The sequence below is a fragment of the Streptomyces sp. WAC05374 genome, from assembly GCF_004353505.1.
Classification (GTDB): domain Bacteria; phylum Actinomycetota; class Actinomycetes; order Streptomycetales; family Streptomycetaceae; genus Streptomyces.
Map to the genome: position 1 here is coordinate 45,147 of NZ_SMNQ01000015.1, position 14,189 is coordinate 59,335.

Annotated in this window: 14 protein-coding genes; 9 read left to right on the forward strand and 5 right to left on the reverse strand. The window is 72.7% G+C overall.

Translation table 11 applies throughout. The features are described from left to right. Positions 1–9 precede the first annotated feature (9 nt). From E2B92_RS24595 to E2B92_RS24610, 4 genes are read left to right on the forward strand one after another with little or no spacing between them, the layout of a single operon-like run. Positions 10–771, forward strand: a complete 762-nt coding sequence (locus tag E2B92_RS24595) for a cytochrome c biogenesis CcdA family protein (RefSeq protein ID WP_185923528.1) — start codon at positions 10–12, stop codon at positions 769–771. 4 nt (positions 772–775) lie between these two features. Continuing rightward, positions 776–2,458: a cytochrome c biogenesis protein ResB gene (gene resB, locus E2B92_RS24600; protein WP_126883949.1), complete on the forward strand. Its 1,683-nt coding sequence runs from the start codon at positions 776–778 to the stop codon at positions 2,456–2,458. Next, entirely contained in the window at positions 2,455–3,531 is a 1,077-nt protein-coding gene (gene ccsB, locus E2B92_RS24605) for a c-type cytochrome biogenesis protein CcsB (RefSeq protein WP_126883948.1), read from the forward strand. Before resB ends, ccsB begins: the two co-directional genes overlap by 4 nt. A 37-nt stretch (positions 3,532–3,568) precedes the next feature. Beyond that, positions 3,569–4,087 (forward strand): SRPBCC domain-containing protein, encoded by a 519-nt coding sequence (locus E2B92_RS24610; RefSeq protein ID WP_126883947.1) that lies wholly within the window; start codon positions 3,569–3,571, stop codon positions 4,085–4,087. Between the two features lie 12 nt (positions 4,088–4,099). On the opposite strand, the gene E2B92_RS24615 is transcribed toward E2B92_RS24610, so the two are convergent. From E2B92_RS24615 to E2B92_RS24630, 4 genes are all read right to left on the reverse strand, one after another. Continuing rightward, the gene (locus E2B92_RS24615) at positions 4,100–5,662 is read right to left on the reverse strand and encodes an ABC transporter substrate-binding protein (RefSeq protein WP_126883946.1); all 1,563 of its coding nucleotides are present in this window, start codon (positions 5,660–5,662) and stop codon (positions 4,100–4,102) included. Between the two features lies 1 nt (position 5,663). Further along, positions 5,664–7,736: a hypothetical protein gene (locus E2B92_RS24620; RefSeq protein WP_235023961.1), complete on the reverse strand. Its 2,073-nt coding sequence runs from the start codon at positions 7,734–7,736 to the stop codon at positions 5,664–5,666. A gap of 69 nt (positions 7,737–7,805) precedes the next feature. Next, positions 7,806–8,735, reverse strand: a complete 930-nt coding sequence (locus E2B92_RS24625) for an isopenicillin N synthase family dioxygenase (protein ID WP_133087691.1) — start codon at positions 8,733–8,735, stop codon at positions 7,806–7,808. A gap of 66 nt (positions 8,736–8,801) precedes the next feature. Continuing rightward, a complete protein-coding gene (locus E2B92_RS24630) occupies positions 8,802–9,254 on the reverse strand; it encodes a PLD nuclease N-terminal domain-containing protein (protein WP_126883944.1) in 453 nt (150 codons plus the stop codon). 89 nt (positions 9,255–9,343) lie between these two features. On the opposite strand from E2B92_RS24630, the gene E2B92_RS24635 reads away from it, so the two are divergent. The 3 genes from E2B92_RS24635 to mqnP are packed head-to-tail and all read left to right on the forward strand — an operon-like array spanning position 9,344 to position 12,179. Further along, complete coding sequence (locus E2B92_RS24635; protein WP_126883943.1) at positions 9,344–10,795, forward strand: menaquinone biosynthesis decarboxylase; 1,452 nt, start codon at positions 9,344–9,346, stop codon at positions 10,793–10,795. Then, on the forward strand, positions 10,792–11,259 hold the full coding sequence (locus E2B92_RS24640) for a hypothetical protein (RefSeq protein WP_126883942.1): 468 nt from the start codon (positions 10,792–10,794) through the stop codon (positions 11,257–11,259). Before E2B92_RS24635 ends, E2B92_RS24640 begins: the two co-directional genes overlap by 4 nt. Beyond that, positions 11,256–12,179 carry a menaquinone biosynthesis prenyltransferase MqnP gene (gene mqnP / locus E2B92_RS24645; RefSeq protein ID WP_185923525.1) on the forward strand — a complete coding sequence of 308 codons (924 nt, stop codon included), beginning with the start codon at positions 11,256–11,258 and terminating at the stop codon, positions 12,177–12,179. Before E2B92_RS24640 ends, mqnP begins: the two co-directional genes overlap by 4 nt. Here the strand turns inward: mqnP and E2B92_RS24650 are convergent. Further along, complete coding sequence (locus tag E2B92_RS24650; protein ID WP_126883941.1) at positions 12,169–12,789, reverse strand: rhomboid family intramembrane serine protease; 621 nt, start codon at positions 12,787–12,789, stop codon at positions 12,169–12,171. The genes mqnP and E2B92_RS24650 overlap by 11 nt on opposite strands. A 108-nt stretch (positions 12,790–12,897) precedes the next feature. Here E2B92_RS24650 and E2B92_RS24655 point away from each other — a divergent pair, with 108 nt between their 5' ends. Continuing rightward, complete coding sequence (locus tag E2B92_RS24655) at positions 12,898–13,572, forward strand: UbiX family flavin prenyltransferase (RefSeq protein WP_126883940.1); 675 nt, start codon at positions 12,898–12,900, stop codon at positions 13,570–13,572. 128 nt (positions 13,573–13,700) lie between these two features. Further along, the gene (locus E2B92_RS24660; protein WP_084897975.1) at positions 13,701–14,153 is read left to right on the forward strand and encodes an Lrp/AsnC family transcriptional regulator; all 453 of its coding nucleotides are present in this window, start codon (positions 13,701–13,703) and stop codon (positions 14,151–14,153) included. Positions 14,154–14,189 lie beyond the last annotated feature (36 nt).

Genomic DNA, 14,189 nt, shown 5'->3' on the forward strand with positions numbered 1-14,189 from the left:
GATCCCGTGATGCTCCTCGCCGCCGAACTGGGGCGCAACGAGACGGTCTTCAGCGGGGCCCTCCTGCTGGCCCTGCCCATCGCCGTGCTCGGTGGCCTCGTGTCCTTCTTCTCGCCCTGCGTCCTGCCGCTCGTGCCCGGCTACCTCTCGTACGTGACCGGTGTCACCGGCACCGACCTGGCCGACGCCCGGCGGGGGCGGATGACCGCGGGCGCCGCCCTGTTCGTCCTCGGCTTCTCCGCCGTGTTCGTCTCGGGCGGCGCGCTGTTCGGCTACTTCGGCTGGACCCTCCAGGCCCACCGCGAAACGCTCACCACCGTGCTCGGCGTGCTGATGGTCCTCATGGGGATCTTCTTCCTGGGCCTCATGCCGTGGTTCACCCAGCGGGAGTTCCGCTTCCACAGGCGGCCGGTGGCCGGGCTCGCCGGGGCGCCGCTGCTGGGCGCCCTGTTCGGCATCGGCTGGACGCCGTGCATCGGCCCGACGCTCGCCTCGGTCAACGCGCTCGCGGCCAACGAGGCCAGCGCGGGCCGCGGGGCGCTGCTGACCCTCGCGTACTGCGTCGGCCTCGGTGTGCCGTTCGTGCTCGCCGCGATCGCGTTCCGCAAGGCGCTCGGCGCCTTCTCGTGGGTGAAGCGGCACTACGCGTGGGTGATGCGGATCGGCGGCGGCATGATGATCGTGACCGGTCTGCTGCTGCTCACGGGTGCGTGGGACACCCTGGTGCAGGAGATGCAAGGGTGGTCCGCAGGCTTCCAGGTGGGGATCTAGTTCCATGAGCACATCAGAGACGACGACCGAGCACGACGAGGCGGCGGCCGGCGAGCAGCTCTCCACCGCCCCCCAGGAGGATCCGGCCGCGGGCGGCGGCCCGGCGCTCGGCGTCATCGGCTGGGTCCGCTGGTTCTGGCGCCAGCTCACCTCCATGCGCGTCGCGCTGATCCTGCTGTTCCTGCTCTCCCTCGGCGCGATCCCCGGCTCGCTCATCCCGCAGAACAACGTGGACGAGCTGAAGGTCCGCAGCTTCAAGGAGAAGCACGAGACGCTGGCGCCGCTCTACGACCGGCTCCAGCTCTTCGACGTCTACAGCTCGGTGTGGTTCTCCGCGATCTACATCCTGCTGTTCGTCTCCCTGATCGGCTGCATCGTCCCCCGCACCTGGCAGTTCGCCGGCCAGCTCCGCGGCCGCCCGCCCGGTGCGCCCAGGCGCCTGACCCGTCTGCCCGCCTACGCCACCTGGCGCACCGGGGCCACGCCCGAGGAGGTGCGCGCGGCGGCGCTGGACCTGCTGAAGAAGCGGCGCTTCCGGGCGCACACGGCCGGTGACGCCGTCGCCGCCGAGAAGGGTTACCTCCGCGAGGTCGGCAACCTCCTCTTCCACATCGCGCTGATCGTGATGCTGGTGGCGTTCGCCATGGGCCAGCTCTTCAAGTCCGAGGGCGGCAAGCTGATCGTCGAGGGCGACGGCTTCTCCAACACGCTCACCCAGTACGACGACTTCAAGTCCGGCTCCCTGTTCTCCACCGAGGAGCTGGCGCCGTTCAGCTTCCGCCTGAACCAGTTCACCGGTACGTACGAGAGCAGCGGCCCGCAGCGCGGCACCCCCCGCACGTTCGAGGCGGCCGTCACCTACTCGACGCCGGGCGGCGGGAAGAAGAAGGGCGTCATCCGGGTCAACGAGCCGCTGGAGGTCGACGGCTCGAAGGTCTACCTGATCTCGCACGGGTACGCGCCCGTCGTCACCGTCAAGAACGGCAAGGGCGAGGTCGTCTTCCACGGCGCCGTACCGCTGCTGCCGATCGACAACAACGTGACCTCGACCGGTGTCATCAAGGTCATGGACGGCTACCGCGACAAGACCGGCAAGAAGGTCCAGCTCGGCTTCCCGGCCTTCTTCGTCCCGACGTACGCGGGCAAGGGCAACGGCCAGATGTTCAGCCAGTTCCCGGCGCTCGCCCAGCCCGCGCTCAACCTGAGCGCGTACCACGGCGACCTGCGCGTCGACGGCGGCCTGCCCCAGAACGTCTACCAGCTCGACACCAGCAAGATGAAGCCGTTCAAGGACCCGAACGGCGACATCTTCAAGCAGACGCTGGCGCCCGGCGACACCATGACCCTGCCGGACGGAGCGGGCTCGATCACCTTCGAGAAGCAGATCAAGGAGTGGGCCAGCTTCCAGATCTCCCAGCAGCCCGGCAACGGGCTCGCCCTCGCCGGTGCGATCGTGGCCATCGCCGGACTCGCCGGCTCGCTGTTCATCCAGCGCCGCCGGGTCTGGGTCCGGGCCGTACGGGGCGACGACGGCGTGACCGTCGTCGGGATGGCGGGGCTCGGGCGCAGCGAGTCCGCGAAGCTCCCCGAGGAACTGGCCGACCTGGCGGCCACGCTCCATTCCGTGGCGCCGACCGCGCCCGACGCCGAAGCCGAAGAAGCACCTGCCGAAGGGGCTGGGAAGTGAATCTCGCCGCCGCGACCAACGAGAGCCTGGCGGAGATGAGCAACGTGCTCATCTACTCGTCCATGGCCGTCTACACCCTGGCCTTCCTGGCCCACATCGCCGAGTGGGTCCTCGGCAGCCGCAGCAAGGTCGGCCGTACGGCGGCCGCCCTGACCGCGCCCGCGGCCGGGACGGTCCAGGTGCAGGTCCGGCAGCGGGGCGGGGGCACCACCGTCCTGGACAAGCCGGAGGTGGTCACCCGGTCGGCCGGCGGCGCCCGCGACGTGCCGGACGGTCCCGGTGCGGCCGGCGGCGACGAGAAGGGCGACCTCTACGGGCGGATCGCCGTCTCACTGACCACCCTGGCCTTCCTCGTCGAGGCCGCGGGTGTGGTCACCCGCGCACTGTCGGTGCAGCGTGCCCCCTGGGGCAACATGTACGAGTTCTCCACCACCTTCTCCACCGTGGTGGTGGGCGCCTACCTCGGCTTCCTCGTCGCCGGGAAGAACGTCCGCTGGCTGGGCCTGCCGCTGGTCACCACCGTGCTGCTGGACCTGGGCATCGCCGTGACCTGGCTCTACACCGAGAGCGACCAGCTCGTCCCGGCCCTGCACTCGTACTGGCTGTGGATCCACGTCTCCACCGCGATCTTCTGCGGCGCCGTGTTCTACCTGGGCGCCGTCGCCACGCTGCTGTACCTGTTCCGGGACTCCTACGAGAACACCCTGGCCAAGGGCGGTACGCCGGGCGGCTTCGCGCGCTCGGTGCTGGAGCGGCTTCCGGCGGCCGCGAGCCTGGACAAGTTCGCCTACCGCGTCAACGCGGCGATCTTCCCGCTGTGGACGTTCACGATCATCGCCGGAGCGATCTGGGCCGGTGACGCCTGGGGCCGCTACTGGGGCTGGGACGCCAAGGAGGTCTGGTCGTTCATCACGTGGGTCGCGTACGCCGCCTACCTGCACGCCCGGGCGACGGCCGGCTGGAAGGGCCGCAAGGCCGCGTACGTGGCGCTGATCGCCTTCGCCTGCTGGCTGTTCAACTACTACGGCGTCAACATGTTCGTGAACAGCCTGCACTCCTACGCGGGCGTGTGAGGTAGCGCTCGTCCCTGGTCCGCGCGACGCTGGATACATGGCCGAACAGATCCCTCCCGGCACCAGCGAGAGCCACGGCGACACCCACACCCTGCGGTTCGTCGTCCCCCTGCCGCACCCCGAGGAGCGCGTCTGGCTGGCCCTGACCACCCCCGGCGGGCTGCGGGGGTGGCTCGCCGGGACCGAGGTGATCCAGGGCCGGCTCGGCGGGGAGATCACCCTGCGCTGGCTGAACACGGACCCCCCGCACGTGGTGTCAGGGACGGTCACCGCGTGGGACGTGGAGCGGATCGTCGAGTACACGGTCGAGGTGCACGGCCGGATGCGGTTCCACCTGGAGACGGGCGGCGGACCGGGGGCATGCGTGCTGCGGTTCACCAACGAGTTCCGGGGCACGGACGAGCTGCGGCTGGACTGCCTGGCCGGCTGGCACGACCACTTCCTGTACCTCGCCGACTCCCTGGACGGCCGCCCGGCGGACTGGCCGTCCTGGTCGAGGGAGCGCTGGCAGGAGCTGCGCGACCAGTACGAGGCCCGGGACTTCGGCGCCACGTAGTCCGGCCCCGCCCTACCGCTCGCGCGGCGGCATGCACTCGGCGGACGGCGGCCCGCCGTCCGGCCATGCCATCCGTACGAACCGCGGCGTGTCCCTGGTGAGCTCCACCACCGGGACGGCCTTGTTGTACGGATTGCCGTGGTTGTCCAGGCAGATCCAGCCGCTCGCGCCCTCCACCCGCAGCCCGCCCGTCACCTGGGGCCACTGGAGCCCCACCTCCCGCGGCGCGGGCAGCTTCCCGGCGACCGTCGCCCTGCGGATCGCCCGCACGGCCGCCGCCATCGCGTCGTACGCGACGATCGCCTGACCGTCCGAGAGCTCCACCGGCCCCACCGGCCCCACCCGCGCCGTGCGCACCGCGTCCATCATCGAGCGGAACCGCTCGTACGCCTCCGGTGACCCGCCCGTCCTCGGGACCGCCCGGCCGGCAGCCGGACGCCAGGCGTCCGGGTGGGCCAGCGCGGCGTACCGGACGGTCAGCCCCTTGCCCAGGACGCCGCGGTTCAGCTTGGGGTCGGCGCCCAGGTAGGAGCCCTCGTCGCCGGTCAGCACGGTGAACGGCTTGTGGGTGCAGCCGCGTGCGCCCAGCGCGTTCACGAACTGCCGCAACTGCGTGTGCCGCCCCGCGAAGAAGACGGTGTCCGCGCGGGTGGTGCACAGGAGGTGGGTGATCTGCTGGAAGGTGTTGGCCGTGGGGCCCTCGACCGTCGGGTCGTCGGGCGAGGTGAACACCTGGGCCTGGTACGGGGACTTCGCCAGCAGGCCCGAGAACGCCTCCTTCAGCGTCTGGGTGTAGTGGTCGCTCTCGCGGGTGTCGTGCACCAGGATCGCCTTCGCCGCCTTCGCCGCCTTCGCCGCGTCCACCCGGCCGTAGTCGGCCAGCGCGCGGGCCTCGTCGCTGTTGGTGGGGGAGACCCGGGCGAGACCGGGGAACGGCTTGCGGCCGGGGCCGTTGGTGAGGTCGTCGGCGGTGATGGTGGTGCCGACGACCGCGATGCCCTCACCGGTCAGGGCCGCCACCGCCTGCCGGACGGGGGCGCTGCTGGTCGCTATGCCGGAGACCACCCGCAGGTGGTGCGGCGCGCCGGTCATGCCCTTCAGGGCGTCCACGGCCGTGCGCCAGTGGGCGTTGCCGTTGCCGGTGTTGGCGAGCACCAGCCGGATCTTGGGCACCATGTCGTTGGACTTGTGGTTGGCCTCGTACTGGCCGGCGAACGCGCCCTGCACCTCGTGCAGGATCTTGGTCCGCATCGACGGGCTGGTGGACGTCAGCGGCAGCAGCAGCGCCACCGTGGCGTACTCGCCCGGCTTCAGCGCCCTGTTCTGCTCGCCGATCGCCGTGGCGACGTCACGCAGCGCGGCGACCTCGAAGTCGTACCCGTCGCCGGAGACCCCGACGCACTCGCCGCTGCCGGCCGGACGGGCGACGCCCGGGGCGCAGGAGCGGTCCTCCGGAGTGGTGAGCCGGCCGACGGCGTACACCGTGCCCCAGGCCAGCAGCGCCAGCACCAGCACACTCGTGACGATCTTCTGCCGGGTGGTGTAGAAGAGCCGGTAGCGGAGCGGATGGGGCACGTCAGCCTCCGTTCTCCCGTCCTGGCGGCACCGTGAGGCCCCGCCAGGCACGGACGTCCCTCGGCCAGTGGGTGGCCGCGTCCCACAGCGGACTGGTGCCGGTCAGGTGCCGGCCGGAGAGCTGGCGCAGCTCGTGCACCAGCTTGTCGACCACGTCGTCGTCCGGCAGGGCGAGCGGGTCGGTGAGCAGCCACACCGCGTGCAGCAGCCGCCGCAGCCCGAGGTGCAGGGCGGTCGCGTCGGCGTCCAGCCCGTCCGGCAGCGGGCCGCCCGGGTCCTCGCCCAGGGCCACGGCCCGGCGCGGATCGGGGCCGGTGCGGTGCTGTTCGCGGGGGTACGGGGCCGAGGCGATCACCCGCAGCCGGTCCAGCCAGCCCAGGACGTCCGGGCCGGGGAACGCCAGGCGCAGCTCGGTCACGGCCTGCTCGGTGCGGCCGAGCGCCAGCTCCTGCCGCAGGCGGTACGGGGTCGGAGCGGGGCCGTAGTGCTGGTGCAGCGTCTCGTGGACGGCCCGCCACGCGGCGTGGGCGGGCGGGTCGGCGTCGTGGAACCGCAGCCGGTGCAGCAGCAGGGCCCGCAGCAGCGGGTCCGCCACGAAGTGCCCGTCCCCCTCGGGCCACCCGTCCGCCCGCAGCGCGTCCCGCATCATCAGCGCCACGTCGCCCTCCACCGACGCGCCGCGCAGCCGGGTGCGGGCGAGCACGCGGGCCGACTCCTCGTCGTGCGCGGCGGCCAGCACGGCGGCCACGTCCGGGCGCAGTCCCGGCGGCAGCAGCTCGGCCAGCAGGGTGCCCGCGACCGGGACGGGCGCCGTGTCCTCGCGCAGCTCCACCGTCACGTCCAGCAGCGCGCCCGGTGTGAGCGCCGCCCGGTCCGCCGCCGGCACCCCGCCGGCCGCCCGCCCGAGCAGCGCCACGCCCAGCGGACGGCCCCCCGTCAGCCGGTGGACCGCCCGGGACAGGTCGGCCGGGGTGCGCCCCGCCGGGTCGAACCGGTCGAACACGGCCCGCGTGTCCGCCGCGCTCAGCGGGGTCAGCCCGACGGCGAGGATGCCCGACGTGATGTCCTCGCCCCGGGGGCAGGGCGCCCGGTGGGCGACCTCCGGCAGCCGCGCCCGGGTCGCCCGGCGCAGCCCTTCGTGGCCGCCGTCCCGGGACGCGGCCATGATGACGAACCGGTCGCGGCGCCCGGCGCTGCGCTCCCGCAGGATCGGCTCGACCAGCCGCCGGCCCAGCGCCAGGTGGGCGTTGTCCAGCAGGACGACCGGGCGGCCGCGCCGGGTCCCGCGCCGGGTGAGGCCCACGTACGCCCGGCGCACGTCCTCCACGAGCGCGCCGACCAGGAACCCCTCGGCCTCCTCGCGGCGGCGCCCGCCCTGCTCGAAGTCGACGGCGAGCTGGTGCAGCCCCAGCTCCCCCCGGCCGCCCGCGTTGCGGTACGCGCCGTACCACGCCTTGGACTTGCGCTGGTAGCGGCCGAACACCTCCTCCAGCACCGTCTCGACCGTCGCCTCGGCCAGCAGCCCGGCGAGCGGTGCCGTCGACTCGGCGGCCGTCGCGGCCAGTTTCGCCAGCACCTTGGAGACCCACGTGCCGGCCGCGCCCTTGGCCTCGTCGACGGTCGCCAGGACCGGGCCGAGGCGCTGCAGGTCGCGCCGTGCCCGGTCGTCGTCCTCCTGCGTCCAGCCGGTGACGGCGACCGCCGCCAGGCCGAGCGCCAGGCGGGGGAACTCCACCGGCCTGGCCGACAGCACCCGGGGCGAGAGCTGCACGGCCAGCTCCGCGAGGGCGCCGGTCAGCGGGTTCCAGCCGGGCCCGTGGTCCAGCGGCGGTTCGATGTGGGCGCAGTCCAGCAGGGCGAGCGGGGTGCCGCCCCGGTAGGCGTTGCGCACCTGCTTGAGCAGCGCGGTCTTGCCCATGCCGCGGCCGCCGGTGAAGACGGTGACGGGCGGGTCGTCCCCGTGCTCGTACCCGGCGGGGGCGAAGCCGTACGGGGTGAGTCCGGTCAGGCGGGCGGCCAGGCCGTGCTCGTCCAGGACCGCCTCGCGGCCGTACAGCTCTCTGTCCACCGCCACCCCCCGTGACTCAGCGTCAAGTCAAGGTTACTTTCGAACCGTTGACCGCGTGCGGGGTCGGGCGAACCGTCATTCAGTCGTGATGGCGTCGAGCTGCGCGCGCAGGTACGTGTGCGAGTCGGTCCCGCGGACGTCCGTGCCGGGGTCGCACTCGTAGAAGTACACCAGCGACATGAGCTCCTCGCGCGGCGCGTCGGCGGGCGGCGGCAGCACCCGGTGGCGGCCCGGGCGCCAGCGCCCGTCCGTCCAGAAGGACATCAGGTCGCCGATGTTGACGGTGAGCGCGTCCGGGTCGTACGGGGCGTCCTCCCAGCCGCGCTCGTCGGTGAACACCTGGAGCCCGCCCCTGCCCGCCTGCCGGTCCAGCACGGTCACCGTGCCGAAGTCGGTGTGCGGCCCGATACGGAACTGGCCCGGCTCCGGGTCGCCCACCACGTCCCGCCCCGGGTACCAGTTGATGTTGAAGCCCCAGGTGGGGTGAGCGGTGTGCCGGGTGAAGAAGTCCTCGCCCTCGCCGAGCGCCGTGCCCAGCAGCTCCAGCAGCAGGTCGGACAGCTCCCGCATCCGCGCCAGGTACTCCTCCACCGGCGGCCGCAGCCCCGGCACCTCGGCGGGCCAGGTGTTGGGCAGGAACCACTCCGCGTCCACCGCCGGGTCGCCGGTCGGCTCGTGGGACGCGAAGGACAGCGACTCCTTCAGGTCCGGCGGGCCCGCCGACCCCTCCGCGTACGCGTTGGCCTCCGCGCCCGGCCCGAGCCAGCCCCGCCCGCCCACCCGCACGGCGTACGGCTGCTTGGTCCGTGCGTCCAGGCGGAAGAACCGGCGGGCCTCCTCGCGGATCGCCGCCCGCAGCGCGGGCTCGACCCCGTGCCCGGTGACCAGCAGGAATCCGGCGGTGCGCAGCGCCCGGTCGACGGTGCGCGCGGTCGCGGCGCGGGCGGCGGGGCCGCCGGAGAGCCAGGGCGCCAGGTCGACGACGGGGATCGTGGGTTCGCTCATGGCGGCTTCCTTCCCCGCCGGCCGCGCCGGCGACCCCGCGCGCGCCGGGGTCCGCCCTCCCGGGCGTCAGGACTTCTCGGGGCCGCTCTCGCCGTCCTTGCGCTCGTCCCGCTCCCGCTGCTCGAGCTCCTCCTCGCGGCGGCGCGGGTCGGCCTCCCGGTCCTCCGGGAGCGACTCGTCCTTCCGGTCCTCGGCGGACGTCCGGTCCTCGGTGTCCTTCCGGTCCTCGGCGGCCACGGCCTCGTCGCGCAGGGACTTCAGGAACTCGGGGTTGTCGTCCGGGGCGACCCACCGGTGGTTGCGGTGCCATTCGGAGGGGGTGCGGCCGCCGGCCGGGGCGTGGCGCAGCTTCCCGGCGGCGAGCCAGACGATCGGGCCGACGATCCAGAAGAGCAGGATGATGAAGATCCAGGCCACCTTGGGCAGGTGCTTGGCCTCGTCCTCGGGGGTGTTCAGGCAGTCGATGAACGCGTAGATCGTCAGCGCCAGCGGCAGGATGTACAGCAGTGCCCTGAGCATGTGGGACAGCCCCCTGGAAGCCTTGGCGGGGCGCGTTTCCTCTGCCCCGGTGACAAACCCAGCGTAGCCGGTGGCGGATACTGGGCCCCATGGCTTACGACGATCTCCGCTCGCTGCTCAGGGCGCTGGAGCGCGAAGGCGACCTCAAGCGCATCAAGGCCGAAGTCGACCCCCACCTGGAGGTCGGGGAGATCGTCGACCGGGTCCAGAAGTCCGGCGGCCCCGCGCTCCTCTTCGAGAACGTCAAGGGCTCCGCCATGCCCCTGGCGATGAACGTCTTCGGCACCGACCGCCGGCTGCTGAAGGCGCTGGGGCTGAAGTCCTACGACGAGATCAGCGCGAAGATCGGCGGCCTGCTGCGGCCCGAGCTGCCGCACGGCTTCGTGGGCGTGCGCGAGGCGTTCGGCAAGCTGGGCGCGATGACCCACGTACCGCCGAAGAAGGTCAAGGACGCGCCGGTGCAGGAGGTCGTCCTCACCGGTGACGACGTGGACCTGGACCGGCTCCCCGCGCTGTTCACCTGGCCCAAGGACGGCGGGTCCTTCTTCAACCTGGGGCTGACGCACACGAAGCACCCCGAGAACGGCATCCGCAACCTCGGGCTGTACCGGCTCCAGCGCCACGACCGGCGCACCATCGGCATGCACTGGCAGATCCACAAGGACAGCCGCAACCACTACCAGGTGGCCGCCCGGCGCGGGGAGCGGCTGCCGGTCGCCATCGCGTTCGGGGCGCCGCCGGCCGTGACGTACGCCTCGACGGCGCCGCTGCCCGAGGACATCGACGAGTACCTGTTCGCGGGCTTCCTCCAGGGCCGGCGGATCGAGATGGTCGACTGCAAGACCGTGCCGCTCCAGGTCCCCGCCCAGGCGGAGGTGGTCCTGGAGGGCTGGCTGGAGCCCGGCGAGATGCTCCCGGAGGGGCCGTTCGGCGACCACACGGGCTTCTACACCCCGCAGGAACCGTTCCCGGCGCTGAGAATCGACTGCGTGACGATGCGGAAGCGGCCGCTGCTCCAGTCGATCGTGGTGGGCCGCCCGCCGACGGAGGACGGTCCGCTGGGCCGCGCGACGGAACGCTTCTTCCTCCCGCTGCTCAAGATCATCGTGCCGGACATCGTGGACTACCACCTGCCGGAGTCGGGCGGCTTCCACAACTGCGCGATCGTCTCGATCGAGAAGAAGTACCCCAAGCACGCCCAGAAGGTCATGCACGCCATCTGGGGCGCCCACATGATGTCGCTGACCAAGCTGATCGTGATCGTCGACGCCGACTGCGACGTCCGCAACATGCACGAGGTGTCCTGGCGGGCGCTCGGCAACACCGACTACTCCCGCGACCTCACGGTCGTCGAAGGACCGGTCGACCACCTGGACCACGCGTCGTACCAGCAGTTCTGGGGCGGCAAGGCGGGCATCGACGCCACGAGGAAGTGGCCCGAGGAGGGCTACACGCGCGACGGCGGCTGGCCGGACATGGTGGAGTCCGACCCGGCGACGGCGGCGCTGGTGGACCGCCGCTGGAAGGAGTACGGGCTGTGAGCGCCGCCGTCGGAGGACCGGGCCTTCTCATCGGCACCCACAGTGCGTACGTGGCCCTGGAGCGCCCCCGGCTCGATCCCGCCGACCCGGGCATCCGGCGGGCCGCCGAGGAGGCGGGCGTGACGCCGGAGGAGTTCGTCGGCCCCGGGGACCTCTGGGTGGTCGCCTACGAGCGGGACGGCGCAGGCGACGGCTTCGAGCTGCCGGGCGTGCGCGACAGCGAGCCCGCCGGCTTCGCCGAACGGCTGCGCGCCGGGCTCACGGCCGCGCCGGGGCCGTTCACGGTCGACGGCGGTGCCGTGCTGCGCCTGGACGCCCGTCCGGCCGGCGTGGACGCGTACGCCTTCACGGCGCACATCACCCCGCCCGACGACCCGGAGACGATCGTGACCGTGGAGACCGGACCCGTGCCCGTCACCAGTCTGCTGGCCGACCTCGACGCGTTCCTCGGGAGCCTCGCATGATGACGACCGCCGACGGGGCGGTCGGCTCCGGCCCGGCACCGCAGCCGGCCGGGAAGGTCAAGGCGTTCCTGCGGCTGGTGATGATCGAGCACTCGGTCTTCGCGCTGCCCTTCGCCTACATCGCCTCGCTCACCGCGATGTTCGAGGCCGACGGTTCCGTCCACTGGCTGGAGCTGTTGCTGGTCACCGTCGCGATGGTGGGCCTGCGCACCTTCGCCATGGCCTGCAACCGAATCATCGACCGCGAGATCGACGCCCGCAACCCCCGCACCGCGGGCCGCGAGCTGGTCACGGGCGCCGTGTCCGTCCGCTCCGCGTGGACCGGGGCGCTGGTCGCGCTCGTGGTCTTCCTGGGCGCGGCCGCCCTGCTGAACCCGCTGTGCCTGGCGCTGGCGCCGGTGGCGGTCGTGCCGATGGTGGTCTACCCGTACGGCAAGCGGTTCACCAACTTCCCGCACGCCATCCTGGGCCTGGCCCAGGCGATGGGGCCGGTCGGGGCGTGGATCGCGGTGACCGGGGCGTGGTCGTGGGAGGCGGTGATCCTGGGCCTGGCCGTGGGCGTGTGGATCGGCGGCTTCGACCTGATCTTCGCCTGCCAGGACGTCCAGGCCGACCGCGCCCACGGGGTGAAGTCCGTCCCCGCCCGCTTCGGCATCCCGGCGGCCCTGTACGGCGCCCGCGCCTCGCACGTGGTCACCACCGGGCTGCTGGTCTGGTACGCGCTGGCCACCGGCGCGGGCGCGTTCTTCTGGGCCGGGCTGGTGATCGTGGCCGCCGCCTTCGTCTACGAGCACACGATCGTGCGCCCGCACGACCTGTCGCGGCTGAACCGGGCCTTCTTCACCACCAACGGCTTCATCGGGATCAGCCTCTTCGTGTGCGCCCTGGCCGACCTGCTGGCGCGCGGCCTCACGGTGTGAGCCCGGGCGCCCCGCGCGGGCGCCGGCGGCGGAAGACGAAGGCCGCCGCCACACCCGCCAGCAGGCCGAACAGGTGGCCCTGCCAGCTCACGCCCGACTGGGTGGGCGATATGCCGAGCAGGATCGTGCTGCCCCAGATGGCGCCGATCAGCAGGCCCACCACGATGTCCATCGGCTTGCGGTCCACGAAGCCGCGCACCAGCAGGTAGCCGAAGAGGCCGAAGATCAGGCCCGACGCGCCCGCCGTGACGCTGTACGGGGGCGCCACCAGCCACACGCCCAGCCCGTCGGCCACCACGATCAGCGCGGCCACGCCCAGGAAGCGCCGGATGCCGCCGAGCGCCGCGAGGAAGCCGAACACCAGCAGCGGCACCGTGTTCGCCGCCACGTGCCCGAAGCCGAAGTGCAGGAACGCCGCCGGGACCACGTCCCGCAGCTCGACCACCTCGCGCGGCGAGACGCCGTACGCGTCCAGGGCGTGGCCGCTCGCCAGGTCGACGGCCTCCAGCAGCCACAGCAGGGCCACCCAGGCGAGCATCAGCGCGGCGGCGGCCTTCACCCGGTCGGCGCCGGTCCGGCCGGCGGTCCCGGCCCGTGTCGTCCCTGCCATGGCGGCCCCCTGTGGTGGTGTGCGTCTCCCCCCGGAAACGTCCGGGGCGCCGCCTCCGGTTCCGTACCGGCCGGTCCGTCGCCTGTCCGGCCGGATAGGCTCAGCGGCGTGGAGCCGGTACAAGCGCAGCGTCGCCCGTGGGTCGTCGGGGTGTCCGGGGCGTCAGGGACCCCGTACGCCGCCGCCGTGCTGCGCGGGCTGCTCGCCGCGGGGGAGAGCGTCGACCTGGTGGTGTCCCGGGCGTCCCGGCTGACGCTGCTCGACGAGACGGGGATCGCGTTCCGGGACGCGCACTGGCGCGAGGACCTCGCCGAGTGGCTGTCGCGGGGCGCGGACGGGAAGCCGGGCACGTTTCCGGTGGACGTGTCGGACGTACGGCACTGGGCGGCGGGCGACCTCGCGGCCGGGCCGTCGTCGGGGTCGTACCCCGTCAAGGGGATGCTGATCGTGCCCGCGTCCACGGCCTGCGTGGCAGGGGTGGCGCTGGGCCTGTCGAAGGACCTGTTGCAGCGGGTGGCGAGCGTGACGCTGAAGGAGCGGCGGCCGCTGGTGGTGGCGGTGCGGGAGACCCCGCTGAACGGCCAGACGCTCAAGCACCTGGTGGCACTGGACGAGGCGGGCGCCGTGGTGCTGCCTGCCTCCCCGGCGTTCTACGCGGGCGCGACGCACATCCAGGACCTGGTGGACTTCGTCGCCGGGCGGGTGCTGGACGCGGCGGGCGTGCCGCACCGGCTGTACCGCCGGTGGAAGGGCGAGCTGGGTGGCGGGTCCCGTGCGGACTAGCGCGTCCCGGCGCCCTGAGCCGCCCCGGTCGTGTACAGGATGAGGGTCGTCTCCTGACGGACCACTATGTGCCTTTGTTTTTACAATCAAACGTGCTGTGTTGCTGAACAATGGAAGGCTTCAGGTATATGGACGCCGTGGATAGGCAGCTCATCCAGGCCCTTCGTGAGAACGGCCGGGCCTCGTACGCCGAGCTGGGCCGGCTCGTCGGCCTCTCCGGGCCCTCCGTCACCGACCGCATCAACCGCCTGGAGGCGGCGGGCGTCATCACCGGCTACCGCGCGACCGTCGACTCCGCGTCCCTCGGCCTCGGCGTCACGGCGCTGATCGGCATCTCGCTCTCCGACGCCGCCGACCACGAGGACGTGGCGCGCCGCCTGCGGGACCTGGCCGAGATCGAGGACTGCTGGTTCATCGCGGGCGACGACTCCTTCATGCTCAAGGTCCGCGCCAGCGACGTCGACGGCCTGGAGAAGACCATCCGCCGGCTGTCGGGGACCAAGGGCGTCTCGCGTACGCGCACGACCATCGTCCTGTCCACGAAGTGGGAGAACCGGGTCGGCGACCTGCCCGAGGAGTGATGGGGGTCCCCCCGCCCGCGAAGTGCGGGGGAGTAC